At 67.8% G+C, this 16627-nt stretch carries 16 protein-coding genes; 11 read left to right on the top strand and 5 right to left on the bottom strand.

The features are described 5' to 3' along the window. Positions 1 to 91: 91 nt before the first annotated feature. The 6 genes from VN779_RS12740 to VN779_RS12715 all read left to right on the top strand — a co-directional run bounded on the left by VN779_RS12740 (position 92) and on the right by VN779_RS12715 (position 7108). On the top strand, positions 92 to 1327 hold the full coding sequence (locus VN779_RS12740) for an extracellular solute-binding protein (protein WP_325722782.1): 1236 nt from the start codon (positions 92 to 94) through the stop codon (positions 1325 to 1327). Between the two features lie 75 nt (positions 1328 to 1402). Beyond that, positions 1403 to 2569 (top strand): ABC transporter ATP-binding protein, encoded by a 1167-nt coding sequence (locus VN779_RS12735; RefSeq protein WP_414639659.1) that lies wholly within the window; start codon positions 1403 to 1405, stop codon positions 2567 to 2569. Then, the gene (locus tag VN779_RS12730; protein WP_325722778.1) at positions 2566 to 3498 is read left to right on the top strand and encodes a sugar ABC transporter permease; all 933 of its coding nucleotides are present in this window, start codon (positions 2566 to 2568) and stop codon (positions 3496 to 3498) included. The genes VN779_RS12735 and VN779_RS12730 overlap by 4 nt, the downstream gene beginning before the upstream one ends. Then, entirely contained in the window at positions 3495 to 4388 is an 894-nt protein-coding gene (locus VN779_RS12725) for an ABC transporter permease (protein WP_325722776.1), read from the top strand. The genes VN779_RS12730 and VN779_RS12725 overlap by 4 nt, the downstream gene beginning before the upstream one ends. 75 nt (positions 4389 to 4463) lie before the next feature. Beyond that, entirely contained in the window at positions 4464 to 5918 is a 1455-nt protein-coding gene (locus VN779_RS12720; protein WP_325722774.1) for a glycoside hydrolase family 28 protein, read from the top strand. Beyond that, positions 5915 to 7108 (top strand): pectinesterase family protein, encoded by a 1194-nt coding sequence (locus VN779_RS12715; RefSeq protein ID WP_325722772.1) that lies wholly within the window; start codon positions 5915 to 5917, stop codon positions 7106 to 7108. The genes VN779_RS12720 and VN779_RS12715 overlap by 4 nt, the downstream gene beginning before the upstream one ends. Here the strand turns inward: VN779_RS12715 and VN779_RS12710 are convergent. Next, positions 7098 to 7724 (bottom strand): LysE/ArgO family amino acid transporter, encoded by a 627-nt coding sequence (locus tag VN779_RS12710; RefSeq protein ID WP_349260762.1) that lies wholly within the window; start codon positions 7722 to 7724, stop codon positions 7098 to 7100. The two genes, VN779_RS12715 and VN779_RS12710, sit on opposite strands and share 11 nt — an antisense overlap. A gap of 60 nt (positions 7725 to 7784) precedes the next feature. On the opposite strand from VN779_RS12710, the gene VN779_RS12705 reads away from it, so the two are divergent. After that, positions 7785 to 8672, top strand: a complete 888-nt coding sequence (locus VN779_RS12705) for a LysR family transcriptional regulator ArgP (protein ID WP_325722768.1) — start codon at positions 7785 to 7787, stop codon at positions 8670 to 8672. A 385-nt stretch (positions 8673 to 9057) separates the two neighbouring features. Here VN779_RS12705 and VN779_RS12700 read toward each other — a convergent pair whose 3' ends face one another. The 4 genes from VN779_RS12700 to VN779_RS12685 form a co-directional block, all read right to left on the bottom strand. After that, on the bottom strand, positions 9058 to 9732 hold the full coding sequence (locus tag VN779_RS12700; protein ID WP_325722766.1) for a class F sortase: 675 nt from the start codon (positions 9730 to 9732) through the stop codon (positions 9058 to 9060). Between the two features lie 7 nt (positions 9733 to 9739). Then, entirely contained in the window at positions 9740 to 10567 is an 828-nt protein-coding gene (locus VN779_RS12695; RefSeq protein WP_325722764.1) for a DUF4397 domain-containing protein, read from the bottom strand. Positions 10568 to 10733: 166 nt separating this feature from the next. Further along, positions 10734 to 11609 carry an ABC transporter permease subunit gene (locus tag VN779_RS12690; RefSeq protein WP_325722762.1) on the bottom strand — a complete coding sequence of 292 codons (876 nt, stop codon included), beginning with the start codon at positions 11607 to 11609 and terminating at the stop codon, positions 10734 to 10736. Then, positions 11606 to 12520 carry an ABC transporter ATP-binding protein gene (locus VN779_RS12685; RefSeq protein WP_325722760.1) on the bottom strand — a complete coding sequence of 305 codons (915 nt, stop codon included), beginning with the start codon at positions 12518 to 12520 and terminating at the stop codon, positions 11606 to 11608. The genes VN779_RS12690 and VN779_RS12685 overlap by 4 nt, the downstream gene beginning before the upstream one ends. A gap of 221 nt (positions 12521 to 12741) precedes the next feature. Here VN779_RS12685 and VN779_RS12680 point away from each other — a divergent pair, with 221 nt between their 5' ends. From VN779_RS12680 to VN779_RS12665, 4 genes are all read left to right on the top strand, one after another. Next, on the top strand, positions 12742 to 13956 hold the full coding sequence (locus VN779_RS12680) for a sensor histidine kinase (RefSeq protein WP_325722758.1): 1215 nt from the start codon (positions 12742 to 12744) through the stop codon (positions 13954 to 13956). After that, positions 13953 to 14681 carry a response regulator transcription factor gene (locus tag VN779_RS12675; RefSeq protein ID WP_325722756.1) on the top strand — a complete coding sequence of 243 codons (729 nt, stop codon included), beginning with the start codon at positions 13953 to 13955 and terminating at the stop codon, positions 14679 to 14681. The genes VN779_RS12680 and VN779_RS12675 overlap by 4 nt, the downstream gene beginning before the upstream one ends. A gap of 158 nt (positions 14682 to 14839) precedes the next feature. After that, positions 14840 to 15268, top strand: coding sequence for a CBS domain-containing protein (locus tag VN779_RS12670; protein ID WP_325722754.1), 429 nt, complete (start codon positions 14840 to 14842; stop codon positions 15266 to 15268). A 222-nt stretch (positions 15269 to 15490) separates the two neighbouring features. Further along, positions 15491 to 16537 (top strand): ROK family protein, encoded by a 1047-nt coding sequence (locus VN779_RS12665; protein WP_325722752.1) that lies wholly within the window; start codon positions 15491 to 15493, stop codon positions 16535 to 16537. Positions 16538 to 16627: the final 90 nt, after the last annotated feature.

Raw genomic sequence — 16627 nt, 5'->3', positions numbered from 1 at the left:
ACCGCCCGGGCGTACCGCTCGCCACCACCATTGTCCGGCACGACCGCACGGCTCAATTCCTTGTACGACGACGTAGAAGGTGTGAAAACCGATGTCCGCTCAGCTTCCCGAAATCAGCCGCCGCGCCCTGCTCGGCACGATCGCCGCCGGCGCCTCGGTCCCGGTGATCGCCGCCTGCGGGGCACCGAGCAGCGGCACCTCGACCTCCTCGAGTAGCAGCCCGGCGGCGTCCGTCGCCGCCACCCCGAGCAAGCCGGTGACGATCAACGTCCTGGACGTGGCCGGAAACCTGGCCCTGACCAAGCCGGCCATCGAGGCGTTCAAGTCGGCGCACCCTGAGATCATCTCCTCGGTCACCTACTCCACCGGCACCGCGCCGCAGCTGGCCTCGAAGATCCAGGCGCAGCAGCAGGCCGGCAACGTGCAGATCCACCTGGTGCTCACCGGCACCGACGGCCTGGCCGCCGGGATCAAGCTCGGGCTGTGGGAGAACCTCAAGAGCTACTACGGCCAGTTCTTCCCGGGCCTGATGAACAACTACCAGCCGGCCGCCGCGAACATGGCCACGCTCGCGCAGGATCAGGGTATTGAGATCGTCTGGTACCCCTCGGGCCCGCTGATCGAGTACAACCCGGCGAAGGTGGCCACCCCGCCGGACTCGACCGACGCGCTGCTGGCGTGGGCCAAGGCCAACCCCGGCAAGTACCAGTACGCCCAGCCACGCAACTCAGGGCCCGGACGTACCTGGCTGATGGGCCTGCCCTACCTGCTCGGCGACTCGGACCCGACCGACCCGACCAACGGCTGGTCGAAGACCTGGGCGTATCTCACGGAGCTGAACAAGTACGTCACCAGCTACCCGAGCGGCACCACGGCCACCATGAAGAACATCGCGGCCGGCACCGTGGACATCATCGCCTCCACCACCGGCTGGTACATCAACGGCCGCGCGATCGGCACCGTGCCCGCCCCGATCAAGGTGGCCAAGTTCCAGAGCTTCACCTGGGTCACCGACGCGCAGTACGGCGTGATCCCCAAGGGCGTCTCCAGCGACGTGCTGATCGCGAATATGCGGCTGCTTGAGTGGATCCTGACCCCCGAGCAGCAGGCGGTCACCTACGACAAGGGCTACTTCTACCCCGGGCCCGCGGTCAAGAACGTGCCGCTCAGCGCCGCCCCGGCCAGCTCGCAGCAGGTCATCCAGCAGTACGGCGTCCCGGACTTCGACACCTGGATGACGCAGTACCCGATGAAGAACTCGCTGCCCGCCGACGCTCAGGTCACCGCGTTCGACCTGTGGGACAAGAACATCGGGTCCACCAAGTAGGCACAGCCCCGTACACAGCCCTAGACCGAATGATCAGCCGAGGCGGACCTGGTGAGTACCGTGACCGACACGACCTTGACCCCGCAGCCCTCCGGCGGCACCCGGGCCGCGGCCCGGGACCGCGCCGGGCATTTCAGCGAGCTGCGCCTGAGCGGCATCAGCCGGGCGTACGGCGCGCACGTCGCGCTGCACCCGCTGGACCTGACCATCCGCGGTGGCGAGTTCATCGCGCTGCTCGGGCCGTCCGGCTGCGGTAAGACCACGGCGCTCAACAGCATCGCCGGGCTGCTGCCGCTCACGGCGGGCTCGATCGAGCTGGACGGCCGCCGGATCGACACGCTGCCGCCGGAGCGGCGCGGGTTCGGGATGGTCTTCCAGAACTACGCGCTGTTCCCGCACCTGACCGTGCGCGCCAACGTCGCGTTCGGCCTGAAGATGCAGAAGCGGCCGAAGGCCGAGATCAAGCAGCGGGTCGAGGACGTGCTGAAGCTGGTGCGGCTGACCGAGCACGCGCACAAGCACCCCGGGCAGCTGTCCGGCGGTCAGCAGCAGCGCGTCGCGATCGCCCGCGCCATCGTCCTCGAGCCGCCGCTGGTGCTGATGGACGAGCCGCTATCCAACCTGGACGCCGCGCTGCGCCTGGACATGCGTGCGGAGATCCGCCGTATCCACCAGGAGTTCGGCCTCACCACGCTGTACGTCACGCACGACCAGGAGGAGGCGCTTTCTCTCGCCGACCGGCTCGTGGTGCTCGACTCCGGGCACGTCGCGCAGATCGGCACGCCGGCCGAGCTGTATGAGAGCCCTGCCAGCGCGTACGTGGCCGCATTCATGGGATACCGCAACATCCTGACACTTACGGTGGACTCGGTGACCGCGGACGCTGTGCGCGCCAGCCGAGGCGGAATCTCGTTGCTCGGCAAGCCGAGCGCGGGCGCGAGCGTCGCCGAGGGTTCCGAGGTACAGGCCGCGATTCGCCCGGAGGACGTCCGGATCGTCGGCGGCGACGGCGCTGACACGACAGCCGGGCACTCCGGAGTGTTCGATGCGGTGGCCGAAATCGTCGAGTACCACGGCCGTACCTTCCACATCGACGCGCTCACTGCGGCCGGGGACCGCGTGCACCTGCGCACCGACCAGCGCGTCGCGCCAGGCGACCCGCTGCGGCTGACCGCGGCAGCCGAGCGGGTACTGGTCTTCCCGGGCATCGCGCCGCTGCCCGAGACCGGAGCCGACGAATGAGCACCCTGACAACTGAGCCGAGCGTGGCCCCGCCCGAGCCGACCCGCACCGCGCTGCGGCACCGCATGGCCGAGCGCGGCGTGGACCGCACGCTGCTGCTGCTCCTGCCGGGTGTCGTAGCCGTCATCGCGCTTTTCGTCTACCCATTCGTCTACGGACTCCAGCTTTCCTTCCAGCCACAGGGAGTCAACGCGCACGGCGGCGTCTTCGCCTCCTACAGCGCTTTCTTCCACGACAAGTTCGCTCGCGGCTCCATCGGCACCACCTTCTATCTCGCGATCCCGGCGTCGCTGATCAACGTCGGCTTCGCGGTGCCGATCTCGTACCGGATGCGCTCGGACTTCCGCGGCAAGCGACTGTTGCTGACCATCCTGGTCGTGCCGATCACGCTGGGCACGGTGCTGACCGCCGAGGGCATCATCGAGTACTTCGGTCCGGTGGGCTGGTTCAACTCGACGATCCAGTGGCTGCACCTGAGCAATCACCCGCTCACCTTGACCAACAACTACTGGGGCGTGCTGTTCTCGCTGATCATCAGCGGGTTCCCGTTCGCCTTCCTGCTGACTCACTCCTACCTTTCCGGCATCCACCCCTCCTTGGAGAAGGCCGCGGCGACGCTGGGCGCGGGCTGGTGGCAGCGCTTCCGGCACGTGACCTTCCCGCTGCTGTTGCCGGGCCTGCTCACCACTTTCTGCCTCACCTTCGTGCTCGCCTTCACCGTCTTCCCGTCGGCCATGATGGTCGGCGATCCGGACGGCAAGACCCACGTGATCTCCATCGAGGCGTACGAACAGGCGCTGCAGAAGTTCAACTACTCGCAGGGCTGTGCGATCGCCATGGTGATGACCGCCCTGATGTTCGCGGTGATCGGCGTCGCGATGGCGCTGCGCTCCCGCCTCTACACCGGTTCCACAGGAGGCAAGGGATGAGCACGGCGATCGTCGATCCGACCGCGGCGCCCGCGCCGAGCACCGGACCGCAGCGCGCGCTGCCGCACCGCCGTTCGGTGGCGCTGCGGCCGGGCACCTGGCTGGTGTGGGCCGTGGTCGCCTTCTTCCTGATCAACCTGTTCGGCGTGATAGCCACAGTGGTGCTCGACTCCTTCGGCCGCACCTGGTTCGCCGGCTGGCTGCCGAAGGGATATACGGGTTCGAACTACTCGGACGCGTGGAGCGAATTCTCCCTTGGCCAGGTCATGACGGTGACCTTCGAGCTCTCCTTCCTCGTGGTAGTCGTTTCGCTGCTGCTCGGCGTCCCGGCGGCGTACGCGCTGGCCCGGCGCGACTTCCCGGGCAAGAAGGCGGTGATGCTGCTGTTCGTGCTGCCGATCCTGGTGCCGCCGATCGCCTACGGCATCCCGCTGGCCACCGTGCTCTACAAGTTCCACCTGGCCGGCTCGCTGACCGGCGTGCTGCTGGCCAACCTGGTGCCCTCCATCCCGTTCGTCGTCTACACCATGACGCCGTTCATCGAGCAGGTGGACCCGCGGCTGGAGGCGGCGGCCCGGATGTGCGGCGCGCCGACCCGCGCCGTGCTCGGCCGGATCATCGCGCCGCTGTTGCTGCCAGGCATGCTGGCGGCCGCAATCCTGGTGCTGGTGCGCACTTTCGGCATGTTCGAGCTGACCTTCCTCACCGCGGGCCCGACCAGCCAGACCCTTGTGGTCAGCCTGTTCTCCGCGGTCTTCTCCGCCGGCATCCGCAGCGCGCAGTCCATCGACGCGATGGCCGTGGTGTATACGGGCTCGATGCTCGTGCTGCTGGTTCTGGCGCTGCGTTTCGTCAATCCCACTCAGCTGGTCGCGCGCACTCGCGACTAGGCGCTGCGCACCACGAAAAGTTAATCCCGTTCCATTCACCCTCATCCGCCAACCCTCGCGGAGAATGGATCCTTCATGTCCACACCCTTCGATCGGCGTGCCTTTTTGCGCGCAAGCACCGCAGCCGCAGCACTCGCCGCGGTTCCCTTCACCGGCGCGGCGGCGCACGCCGCAGCCACCTCATCCAACGCGAACACCGCAGGTCCCAACTGCGGCCCCAACCCGGACCGCGCTCTCGACGAGGCGGCCGACGCGATCATCCGCCGGATTCGCAGGCCCCGCATTCCCCGCCGCGACTTCCCGGTGACCCGCTTCGGCGCGGTCGCGGACGGCGCCACGGACAACACCGCCGCCATCGCCGCCGCGGTCGCTGCGGCGTCCCGGTTCGGAGGTGGCCGCGTCGTCATCCCAGCCGGACCGACCGGCACCGCGAGCTACGCGACCGGCCCGATCCACCTCAAATCCCGGGTCGAACTACACGTCGAGACCGGCGCCACGCTGCTGTTCTCCACCGACCCGAACGCGTATCTGCCAGCTGTCTTCACCCGCTGGCAGGGCATCGAGTGCTACAACTACTCGCCGCTGATCTACGCCTACGGCCAGACGGACATCGCGATCACCGGCGGCGGCGTGCTGGACGGCCAGGCCTCCACCGCGAACTGGTGGGCGTGGAAGAGCCTTGAGACGCCCGACTTCAACCAGCTCGTCGCGCAGGCCGACGCGGGAGTGCCGGTCGCCCAGCGCATTTACGGCGCCGGGTTCCATCTGCCGCCGACCTTCGTCGAGCCCTACAACTGTCAGCGGGTGCTGATTCAGGGCGTCACCTTCCGCAACTCCCCGTTCTGGCACCTGCACCCAACGCTGAGCAGCGAGGTCACCATCGAGGGCGTGACGGTCAACTCCACCGGCCCGAACACCGACGGCTGCGACCCGGAGTGCTGCGACGGCGTGTTGATCGACGGCGTGACCTTCGACGTCGGCGACGACTGCATCGCGATCAAGTCCGGTCGCAATACCGATGGCCGCCGGGTCAACGTCCCCAGCCAGAACATCGTCATCCAGAATTGTTCCTTCGCCGCGGGCCACGGCGGGGTGACCATTGGCAGCGAGATGACCGGCGGCGTGAAGAACGTCTACGGTCGCGACCTGACCATGAACAGCCCGATCCTGCAGTCCGGACACCGGCTCAAGACCAACTCGGTGCGCGGCGGCTACATCGAGAACAGCAACATCTACCGGGTCACCGCCGGGCAGATCGGCGGGCCGGTGTTGCTGATCGACTTCAACTACGGTGAAGGCAACACCGGCACCTTCCCGCCGACCGTCACCGGCATCACCCTGAAGCACTGGACGGTCAACACAGCGGTCGCGGGCTGGACCGCCGCAGGCTACTCGACCGACCACATCGGCTCGATCCTGCTCGACGATGTCACGATCACCACGATGACCGGCAAGAACTCCTCGCAGTACGTTGACGACTTCCAACTGGTAGACGTCACGATCAACGGGCAGCCGGTGACCACCCCGTGAACCGGACACGAGCCTTAGCCTCGATCTCGTGCGCCGCGTTCCTGCTGATCACCTCAGCCGGCGCGGCAGCCGCCGACACGAGCGTCATCGAAAGCAACGCCGCCAGGCAATCCGAGAGCATCAGCGGTCTGTTTCTCGTCGCACCCGCAACCACGCACCTTCCCCCTGGCGTGCACGCCTTCACCTCAATCCAGGCCGCAGTCAACGCGATCACGCCGGGCACACACCGCCACACCACCATCGTGGTCGCGCCGGGAACGTACATCGGCCAGGTCTACATCCCGGCCGACAAGCCGGACGTGACGATCATCGGCGCTACCGGCAAAGCAGCTGACGTGACGATCGAAGACAACATCGCGCACGGCATGTACGCGCCCAACGGAAACCTCTACGGCACCGATTGCTCGGCGACACTCACCGTCGCAGGGGACGAATTCCAGGCGTACGGCGTCACCGTCGCGAACACCTTCGATCGCACCGCCGACCCGGCCGATGCCGCCCGCGGTCCGCAGGCGGTCGCGGTCAAAGCAGTAGCCGACAAGGTGATCTTCGCGCACGACACCTTCACCGGCGTACAGGACACCGTGTTCGCATCCTCATACGCGGACAACTTCCAGCCCCAGGAGTGCTTCACCGAGGACGGCGTGGCTCAGCCGCCCGCGACCAGCCCGCCCGCGACCGCCACCCCGTCACCGGCGCGGCAGTACTACCTGGACGACACGATCAGCGGCTCGATCGACTTCATCTGCGGGTCCGCGACGGCCGTATTCGACCACGACGACATCAACATCCTCGGCGGCCACTCCGGCGGCTCGGTCTCCGCGCCGGACACGCCAACCGCGTTCACCTACGGCTATCTGATCACCAACAGCCGCATCGACAACGCGGACGGCACGCTCGCCGCCGGCGCCGACTTCCTCAGCCGGCCCTGGCGGCACACCGGAACCACGAACCCGGTGGCGCAGATGACGATCCGGGACACCTACCTCGGCGCCGCCATCTCCTCAGCCCACTACGAGAACTGGTCAAGCCCGTTCTTCAAGTGGACCGACGCACGCTACTTCGAGTACCAGAACACCGGACCGGCGGCAGCGGACGTCGCCGCAGACGTACCGCAGCTCACTGACTCACAAGCCGCCTCGTACACGATCCGAACCTACTTCGGCGACTGGCGCCCGTTCACGCCCTAGCCAGCATCGCCGTACCCAGCACCATCATCGTCACCGCGATGATCCCGTCGAGCACGGACCAGGCGCGCGGCCTGGCGAAGAACCGAGCCAGCCGCCGCGCGCCGAATCCGAGCCCGCTGAACCAGATCGCGCTTCCGGTCGCGGCCCCGGCCGCGAAGAACCAGCGTCCTGATCCGTAGCTGTTTGCGGCCGAGCCGATCAGCAGCACCGTGTCCAAGTAAACGTGCGGATTCAGCCAGGTAAGCGCAAGGCACGTAAGTACCGCCGCGCCGAGGGAGCCCCTGCTGCCTCCCTCGGCGCGCGCCGCGTCGAGCTTGTCCGGCCGCACAGCACGCACCGCGGCGCGCAGGCCGTAGCTGATGAGGAACGCCCCGCCGATCCACGCCACGACGGCGACCGCGTGCGGCCAATGCCGCACCAGCGCCCCGAGTCCGCCGATCCCGGCCGCGATGAGCGCCACGTCCGAGACCGTACAGATCGCGACGATCACGCCGACGTGCTGACGCCGCAATCCCTGTCGCAGCACGTACGCGTTTTGCGCGCCGATCGCCACGATCAGCGAAAGACCAGTTCCGAGTCCGGCCAGCCCGGCCGTCAAGCCACTCACCTGGTCGATGCTAGAAAGCCGCTCGCCAACAGGCCAGCTAAACTTTCTTATCTATCATTAGCAATTGTGATGACCGATCTCCCGCTCGACCACGTCCGCACCCTGCTCACCGCGGTGGACGAGGGCACCTTCGAGGCGGCCGCCCGGGCGCTCCACGTCACGCCCTCGGCGATCAGTCAGCGGATCAAGGCGCTCGAACAGCGCACCGGCCGGGTCCTGCTAGTGCGCTCGAAGCCGGTACGGCTGACCGAATCCGGGACAGCCGTCGTCCGCTTCGCGCGGCAACTCGCCGCGCTAGAACGTGACGCCGCAGCCGAGCTCGGTCTGCCGGGCGGGGACGAACCGGTCGCCCTCTCCATCGCGGTCAACGCCGACTCCCTCGCGACCTGGTTCCTCGCTGCGCTCGCGAGCGTGCCTAAAGATCCGCTGGTCTGCTACGAACTGCACCGCGAAGATCAGGACTACACCGATCAACTGCTGCGCCAAGGCCTGGTGATGGCCGCCGTGTCCTCTTCGCCGCAACCAGTGCAGGGCTGCATCGTGCGTAAGCTCGGCCGGATGCGTTACCGCGCGATGGCGACGCGGTCCTTCGTCGATCGCTGGCTATCGCAGGCTCCACTGAGGCAGGCGCTCAGCAGCGCGCCAGTCGTGATCTTCAATCGAAAGGATGATCTTCAGGATCGATTCCTGCGCCGCCTCGGTCCACGCGTCACCTCGGGACCCCGGCATTACGTGCCGGCCTCCGAGGCCTTCTTCGAAGCGGTGGCGGCGGGATTCGGCTGGGGCATGCTGCCGGACATCCAGGTCGTCGAACGCGGCAGCGGTGATCTGGTCGAGGTCGCGCCCGAGCACCCAGTCGATGTGCCGCTTTACTGGCAGCAGTGGAAGCTCGGCTCGCCGGCATTGGCTGCCGTCGGCGATGCGGTGACCGCGACCGCCGCCCGCGTCCTGAACTAGTTCGCGCCAAGCCTGTCCAGCTGAACGGGACAACCTGCTTTTCCCACCCTCGAGCCGCCGGCCGCCATCCCGCTTTCCCCATACAAACCCCGCGATGTCATCTCCGCTACGCGGCTTGAATGCAGCGGCGAGTCTCGTTTACGGCGGCGCTGGGCCACAGACGTCCTTGCGCGCTGGTTGTCTCGCGATAGCTTCGCCGACGGCGGTTGACGGTAATGCGGGACACGCGTGCACGGACTTTAAAAAAGGCGGGCACCAGCGAACCCGCCGGTTCTAGCGGAGATGTCATCGCGGGGGTTTTGTATGGGGGAAAGCGGGATGGCGGGCGGCGGTTGGTCCGGAGGGGAAAGCGGGTTGTCCAGCTGAACGGGACAGCGCGACGGCTTCACTTGGCCAGTGCCGCGTACACGACGATGTTGTCCAGATAGTGTCCGTCCGCGAACGCACCTCCGCAGGTGATCAGCCGCAGCTCCGGATCGGGCCGCGCGCCGTACACGTCCTGGGTCGGGAAATCAGTCTTCGGATAATGCTGCACCAGCATCACCTGGAACGCCACACTCTGACCCGAGCTGAGCCCCACGGTGATCCGATCTCCCGGATTCAGTGACTTGACATTGAAGAAGACCGCCGGGCCGTTGAAAGAGTCCACGTGTCCTGCGATGACCGACGGTCCATTCTGGCCCGGCACCGAGCTGCCGGTGTACCAGCCGGCCTCGGTCAGGTTCGTCGGCGGCTCCAGAGCGCCCGACGCGTCGAGGCCGAGCGTTTGCAGCGTGGTGTGCACGTTGATCACTGGAATGTCGATCGACACCGGATGCGCATCGACGGCCGGGGAGCTGCTCGCGCTCGCGTCGTCGCCGGTGGGCGAGGCGATCGGTACCACGACCACTGCCGGTGACTTCGCCTTCGGTGCCGGGGAGGAGGCGCCGCGCGCTATGGCGGCCGTTACTCCGACAACTGTGGCCACCGCGAGTGCGGCCGCGGCGACGCGTCCTAGCGAAGGCCGGCCGTCCTTGACGAACCACTGGTGCGGCCTGGCGTGCTTGGGATGCCATCTCATCGCGTGCTCACCCGGATTGCCGACGCCGGTTGAGTTGTCTGATCGCGGCGAGCCCCAGCATCGCGGCCAGCAGCGAGAGCTCCAGGGCTGGCGCGTAGTCATGCCTCGTGTTGGCGGTACCGCCGAAACCGGTGGCTACACCGCCTTTCGGCATTGCGTTCATTCCGGTGGCATCACCGACCACGAGCACGCGTGCGATGTCCTCCGCTCCATCCAAGATCACTACGCTGTACGTACTGTTCGCGACCAGGTTGGTGGAGATTGTCTGCGTGGTGACGGCCTTGGTCGTGACCAGCAGTGCGCCCGCTCCCGGATTGACCGCCTGGTAAGGCGAAGCGCCCGGCGAACGCAGGTTGGCGGCCAAGGGCTCGGTGCCCAACATGACGGACGCGGTCGGGCTCAGCCGTGACGCTTCGATGACGCGGACGCTCGCCTTTCCGGCTGGCGCGGTCAGTGCGTCGTCCAGCACCTGGAGGTTGGCCGCCGTACCGAAGGCCGCGACCGTGTACGCCTGTCCGGCCGTCACGGTGAGCTGGGTCGTGGCCAGCGGGTTTGCTGTCGCGGAGCTGCCGGCCGCGCGGAACGCCGCGATATAGCTTCCCGGCGCGACCGGTTGATACTGCGAAATCGTCCCGTACGCGGCGTGCGCCATGGCTGGTTGTGTCTGCGCACTCGGGGAGAGGTACCCGTCGACGGGCGCCATCGTTGGGGAAAGCTGCGCGAGCCTCACCCAACCCACCGTGGACGTGGCGGCGCTCGCCGCGATCGGCTGAGCGTCGATGGCGAGGAGGAGAGCGGCGGCGACCATCGATGTTCTACGTATTCGGGTGCGCACCGGTGGCTCCTTGGGCGGCCGTACTTGACCTGATCCCCGCCTCGCGGACGATGTGGCGAAGGACCGACGCCGGATCGGCCCTTCGGGTTCGTCGCGAGCCATGCCACAGATTGTCATCCAGGCCGACTTATGGGAAGAGTGTGGCCGTGGCCAGCGTCTTAAGTCATCACGCGTCGCGCCTCCGCAGCACATAGTTGGCCAATGCGAGCAGGACGACCGGATAGGCGACGATCATCACGAACGACCACGGCCGGGAAAGATCGTTGGCATGCGGTTGCTGCGAGATCAGCTGCCCAAGGCAGTCCGTGGGCAGGAACTTGCCGATCCGGTCGCCCCACGGCGCCGGGAACGCGGAAATCACCCCCGGCAGGATGAACACGAGGCCGAATACCGCGCAGATCGCCCAGGCCGTGTGCCGCAGCAACACCCCGAAGGCGAGCCCGATCAGCGCCAGCACGGCGAGGTAGAAACCGGCGATCAGTACGGCGCGCAGGGCTCCGGGTGAGCCGAGCGACACGCCAACGCCGACCTTGTGCATGATCGCCTGGACGGGGAAGAACACGGAGAAGGACAGGATCTCGCCGCACAGCAGCGCCAGCACGCCGATCATCACGGTCTTGGCGGCGAGCACCGCGCGCCGCTGCGGCGTCGCGGCGAAGGTCGAGCGAATCAGGCCACTGGAATACTCGGCGCTGATCACGAGCACTCCGAGCACGCCCATGACCAGCTGGCTGAATTCGAAGCCGTCGAAACTCGAGGCGAGCGCGTCGAACTTGAAATCCGGGTGCACGATGAGGTTCGCCCAGTTGGAGCTGACGTTCTGGGCGATGAGAATGCCGACCAGGATCGACGGCACGGCCGCGAACAGCAGCGCCCAGTACGTGCTGCGCACCGAGCGGAACTTGATCCACTCGGCGGCGAGCAGGTCGAGGAATCGCGCCGGCGGACCGCCGAGCGGGGTGTTCGAGCCCGTGAGCGTCACGGTTTCCCGCCCAGCTCCCGAGCCTGCTCCCATCGCTTCCGTTGCTGTCGCGGTGCTCATTGCGGCTCTCCAGCCGCGCGATACTCGACGCTTTCCTCGGTCAACTCCATGAACGCCTCTTCCAGCGAGGCGCGGTCCGCCCGCATTTCGTGAATCGCCAGCCCATGCGCTGCGGCTATGTCGCCGATCCGCTCCTGCGTCACGCCGGTCACCGCGAGCATCGCGCGCTCGGCAGGTTCCACCCGCGCGCCCTGCGCCACCAGCAGCCGGGCCAGATCACCGGCATAGGGCGTGCGCACGAGAATCCGGCCCGCCGAACCGGCGTCCACGAACTCTTCGACGCCGGTGTCTGCGATCAACCGGCCCCGCCCGATCACCACCAAATGGTCCGCAGTCTGCGCCATCTCGCTGAGTAGATGGCTGGAAACGAGCACCGTGCGCCCTTCCGTCGCCAGCGACCGAAACAGTTCGCGTACCCAGCGCACGCCCTGTGGGTCCAGGCCGTTGACCGGCTCGTCGAACATGAGCACCTGCGGCTCGCCGAGCAGCGCCGCCGCGATGCCGAGCCGCTGCTTCATGCCGAGCGAGAACCCGCCGACTCGCTTTGCGGCCACCTCACTCAATCCGACTTGTTCCAGCACGGCGTCGACTCGTGGACGGCGCATTCCGTTGCTGCGAGCGAGGGCTTCGAGGTGCGCGCGTGCGCTGCGGCCGCCGTGCACAGCTGTCGCGTCGAGCAGAGCGCCGATGCGGTACAGCGGCCGTTTGAATTCGACGTACCGGTGGCCGTCGATGCGGATCTCGCCGCGATCCGGTTCGTCGAGGCCGAGGATCATGCGCATCGTGGTGCTTTTCCCGGCGCCGTTCGGACCGAGGAAGCCGGTGACCATTCCCGGTCGCACGGCGAACGACAGGCCGTCGACCGCGAGCTTCCCGCCGTAGCGTTTGCTGATGTCCTTGATTTCGATCATGCGGAACTCCGCTGAATTCGGGACCTCGGCGCGCGGCCGGATCCGACGATGCTGACCTGATCAGCCTCCCGGCGAACACATCGCGCGTCGTCGGACCGGCGTATCGAGCCGGGAGAAGTACGGCTGCTTCGGCGATGCCATTACGTACGCCCTCGGAATGAGGCGCCGCGGTACATCCGCGGGACGATGCGCAGGCAGCGCGCACGGATTACGGTCAGGACGTGAAGCTCTCCGCGATCGACTGGCGTCGTGCGTCACCGTTCGTCGTGGACGCGGCGGCCGGTTCCGTACTCAATCTGCTGCTGATCAGGTCGGCGCTGATACCGCAGCATCCGCGGCCGTTGGCGCTGCCGATGAGCGTGGGCGTCGCCGCGGCCGTGCTTTCAGGAGTCGCCATCGCGCTGCGGCGGCTCGCCCCGCTCTCCATGCTCGTGCTGGCCTTCGTGGCCTGCGTCGTCTCCTACCTGGGCGGATTCCAGCGGGATCCATTCATCGCGGTGGGCCTGGCGTTGTACATCGTGGCGGCGGTCCGCCCGAAGCGGGTTTCGCTCGGCGCGCTGATCGGCTCGATTCTCATCATGGTGCTGTTCTTCGGTGCTGCTCCGAACCGGTCTGTGGTCCAGGCTCCCAAGCAGGAGCAATGGGTCTTCATCGCGCAGTCGGTGACGCCCGCGGCCGTGCTGTGTGCGGCGTGGGCGATCGGCTTCGCGGTGCGCAGGCAGCGCGCATACGTCGCGGCGGTCCGGGCGCAGGCCCAGGATCAGATGCGGGCAGAGCACGAACTGGCTTGGCGCACGGTGACTGAGGAAAGGCTGCGCATCGCCCGCGAGCTGCACGATGTGGTGGCGCACGGCATGAGCGTGATCACCGTGCAGGCCGGAGTCGGGCGGCACGTGCTCGACACGCAACCTGAGCAGGCGCGCTCGGCGCTGGCCGTGATCGAGACGACTGGAAGGGAAGCGCTCGCGGAGCTGCGGCAGCTGCTTGGAGTGCTGCGCGAAGACTCCAGCGAGACGGTACGCGCTCCGGCGCCGCGCATCGCAGACCTCGATGACATGATCAGCCGGGTGCGGCAGGCGGGCACCGCTGTGGACGTGGATATCCGCGGACCACAGCGGGCGCTGCCCGGGGGAGTGGAGCTGTCGGCGTATCGGATCGTGCAGGAAGCGCTGACCAACGTGGTGAAGCATGCGCGGACCGACCGCTGCCGCATCCGTCTCGCCTACGCGCCGGACGCGCTGAATATCGAGGTGACCGACGACGGGGTCGGCATGGTTGCACCGGCCGGTCCCGGCCACGGCATCATCGGCATGCGTGAGCGCGCGGTTCTCCATGGTGGCGGATTCGAGGCGGGGCCCTTGCCGCTGCGCGGATTCCGCGTCGCGGCCAGTCTGCCGGTGGATCACAGCCTGCTGCTGGACGGCGGCGCCGCATGATCAGAGTGCTGATCGTGGACGATCAGGCGCTGGTCCGCGGCGCGTTCGAGGTGCTGGTCAACTCCGCCCCGGAAATGACGGTCGTCGGCGCGGCGGCCGATGGAGCGGAGGCGATCGAGCTGGCGCAGCGTGAGCGCCCGGATGTGGTGCTGATGGACGTCCGTATGCCGAAGCTCGACGGGATCGAGGCCACCCGCAGGATCATCGCCGCCGGGCGTGAGCGCGCCGAGTCCGGCGGCGGATCGGATTCGCACTCGGACGCCGAAGTGTGCGGTGCCCGTGTCCTGATTCTGACCACCTTCGACCTCGACGAGTACGTATTCGCCGCATTGCGCGCCGGGGCGAGCGGATTCCTGCTCAAGGACACCGCGCCGGCCCAACTGCTCGACGCGATCACGGTCGTCGCCGCAGGAGAAGCGCTGCTCGCGCCGACCGTCACTCGGCGCCTGATCGAGCAGTTCAGCCGCAGTCCGCAGCCGTCGCGCGCGCCGCGCGTCTCGCTTGACGGCGTCACCGACCGCGAACACGAAGTGCTGGCATTGGTCGGCCGCGGCCTGTCAAACGCGGAGATCGCCGAGCATCTGCACCTGGCTTCGCCCACCGTCAAGACCCATGTCAGCAGGCTGCTGATGAAGCTGGGCGCGCGAGACCGGGCGCAGTTGGTGATCGTCGCGTACGAGAGCGGCCTTCTTGATCAACAGCCGTTCCCGCACGCACCCTCCTGAGCCGCTCGACGCGGCCGCTTGGGACCGTCGCCCGATCTGCCCCGCTACCTCCCGTATACCTCCACTCGGGGAAAGCTTTGCCTCAAGGGGTGGCGCCCGGCCGCTTTGTCGGTCACGGTGAGAGGAACCCAGGCCGAACTCCAAAGGCGGAGGACACCATGAGGGTCAGAGACGTACTCGAACACAAGGGCGGCGGCGTCGTCACCGTCCGGCCCGACGCCACCTGCCGCGACCTGCTCGCTTTGCTGGCCCAGCACAATATCGGCGCGGTCGTGGTCTCCCCGGACGGGATCACGGTCGCCGGCATCGTTTCCGAGCGCGACGTGGTGCGCCGCTTGAACGATCGCGGCGCCGAGGTCCTAGACGCCCCGGTGGAGCAGATAGCCACGCTTCAGGTGAAGACCTGCCATCCCGAGGATTCGCTGGACGAACTGCGCGAGACGATGACCATGCGCCGATTCCGGCACATTCCGGTGGTCTCACAGAACCGGCTGGTCGGCATCGTCAGCATCGGTGACGTGGTCAAGAGCACCATCAGCCAGCTGGAAGACGAGAAGCAGCACCTGATCGACTACCTGCAAGGCTGACCGCTACCGGAACCTGCGGCCCACTGCGCCGCACCGCCTGACCGAGCGTCAGGCGGTGCGGCGCAGCTGTGTCTGGGCCTTCCTGCGCAACCGGACCCGAGACCGTTGCGCAGCCGTTATTGATCGTTTACGCCGGGGCATTGCGCGCTGACCTCATATAGTTTAACTTCCTTACAAATTCGCGGCCGCCCGGCCGCGGCAGCCGGAACTCGGGAGCCGCGCGTGGACGCACCACCGGTCGTGCTGGGGCTGGACTTCGGCGGAACGAAGACCGCCCTGGCCGTGGCGCAAACGGACGGAACCCGGCTGGGCTCGGCCACCCGGGACACCCGGGCCGGGCTCGGTGCCGCCGCCAGCCTCGCCGGAGCGATCCAGGCCGCGCGGGAACTGCTGGACACGGTCGCGCCGGGCCGCTCGCTGGCCGCGGTCGGCGTGGCGACCATCGGGATTCCGGGCGAGGACGGCGTCGCCCTCGCGCCGAACATCCCCGGCTGGGACGCTCTCGCGCTCGGCCGGGAACTGCGCGAGGCCTTTCCCGGCGCGCAAATCCGGCTGGCCACCGACGTGAAGGCGGCCGCCCGAGTCGAGGCCGAGTCGGGCGCGCTGGTCGGCTGCGACCCGGCGATCTACCTCAACCTCGGCACCGGGCTCGCGGTCGCGATCGTGGCCAACGGCGCGGTGATCGACGGTCGCAACGGCGCTTCCGGCGAGATCGGCTACAACCTGCGCGGGCTCGACGACGTGGGCCGCGCCGCCGCGCAGCGCATCCCGCTGGAGGACGTCGTCAGCGGAAAAGCCCTGATGCTCGAAGCCGCGGCCGTGCTGTCCGCGGGGGACGGACAGCGAATCGACGGTCGCGGCGGCGATGACGAGATCGGCGCGCTCGCCGCCGAGTTCTTTGCCCGAGCCGAAGCCGCCGGATCTGACGGCGCCGACCCGAAACCGGCCCGGCTGGTCGACCGCTTCGTGGCGGAACTCTCCTTCCACCTGGTCAATCTGGCGATCGCGGTGGACCCGGTGCGCATCGCGGTCGGCGGCGGGCTGGTGCGTTCCTGGGCACCGATCCGCGACGGATTGCGCCGCGCTCTGGACGCCGCCGTGCCTTATCCACCCGAACTCGTTCGCGCCGCGTACCCGTACGACGCCCCCCTGCTCGGCGCGCTCACTCTCGCCCTGGCCGCGGCCAGGGACGACGAAAAGCTCAGCGACAGCTCGCTTTTGACACCGAAGACTGCCCCGGCGGCACCGGGACTCTCCCGAAGGGACTAGCAGGATGAGACGACGCTCCACCCGGCTGCTCGCCGCCGCCGCGGCGATCTGCCTGACCGCCTCCGCGTGTTCGAGCACGCAGCACCGCGG

This window comes from Actinocrinis sp. (assembly GCF_035605935.1).
Taxonomy (GTDB): Bacteria; Actinomycetota; Actinomycetes; order Streptomycetales; family Catenulisporaceae; genus Actinocrinis.
This window is presented reverse-complemented; position numbering and strand designations above follow the sequence as displayed.

Excerpts from the sequence above, each read along its gene's own strand:
- VN779_RS12685 (WP_325722760.1), bottom strand. The coding sequence starts at position 12,520 with ATGATCGAAATCAAGGACATCAGCAAACGCTACGGCGGGAAGCTCGCG.
- VN779_RS12720 (WP_325722774.1), top strand. The coding sequence starts at position 4,464 with ATGTCCACACCCTTCGATCGGCGTGCCTTTTTGCGCGCAAGCACCGCA.
- VN779_RS12730 (WP_325722778.1), top strand. The coding sequence starts at position 2,566 with ATGAGCACCCTGACAACTGAGCCGAGCGTGGCCCCGCCCGAGCCGACC.
- VN779_RS12675 (WP_325722756.1), top strand. The coding sequence starts at position 13,953 with ATGATCAGAGTGCTGATCGTGGACGATCAGGCGCTGGTCCGCGGCGCG.
- VN779_RS12740 (WP_325722782.1), top strand. The coding sequence starts at position 92 with ATGTCCGCTCAGCTTCCCGAAATCAGCCGCCGCGCCCTGCTCGGCACG.
- VN779_RS12700 (WP_325722766.1), bottom strand. The coding sequence starts at position 9,732 with ATGAGATGGCATCCCAAGCACGCCAGGCCGCACCAGTGGTTCGTCAAG.
- VN779_RS12705 (WP_325722768.1), top strand. The coding sequence starts at position 7,785 with ATGACCGATCTCCCGCTCGACCACGTCCGCACCCTGCTCACCGCGGTG.
- VN779_RS12670 (WP_325722754.1), top strand. The coding sequence starts at position 14,840 with ATGAGGGTCAGAGACGTACTCGAACACAAGGGCGGCGGCGTCGTCACC.
- VN779_RS12725 (WP_325722776.1), top strand. The coding sequence starts at position 3,495 with ATGAGCACGGCGATCGTCGATCCGACCGCGGCGCCCGCGCCGAGCACC.
- VN779_RS12690 (WP_325722762.1), bottom strand. The coding sequence starts at position 11,609 with ATGAGCACCGCGACAGCAACGGAAGCGATGGGAGCAGGCTCGGGAGCT.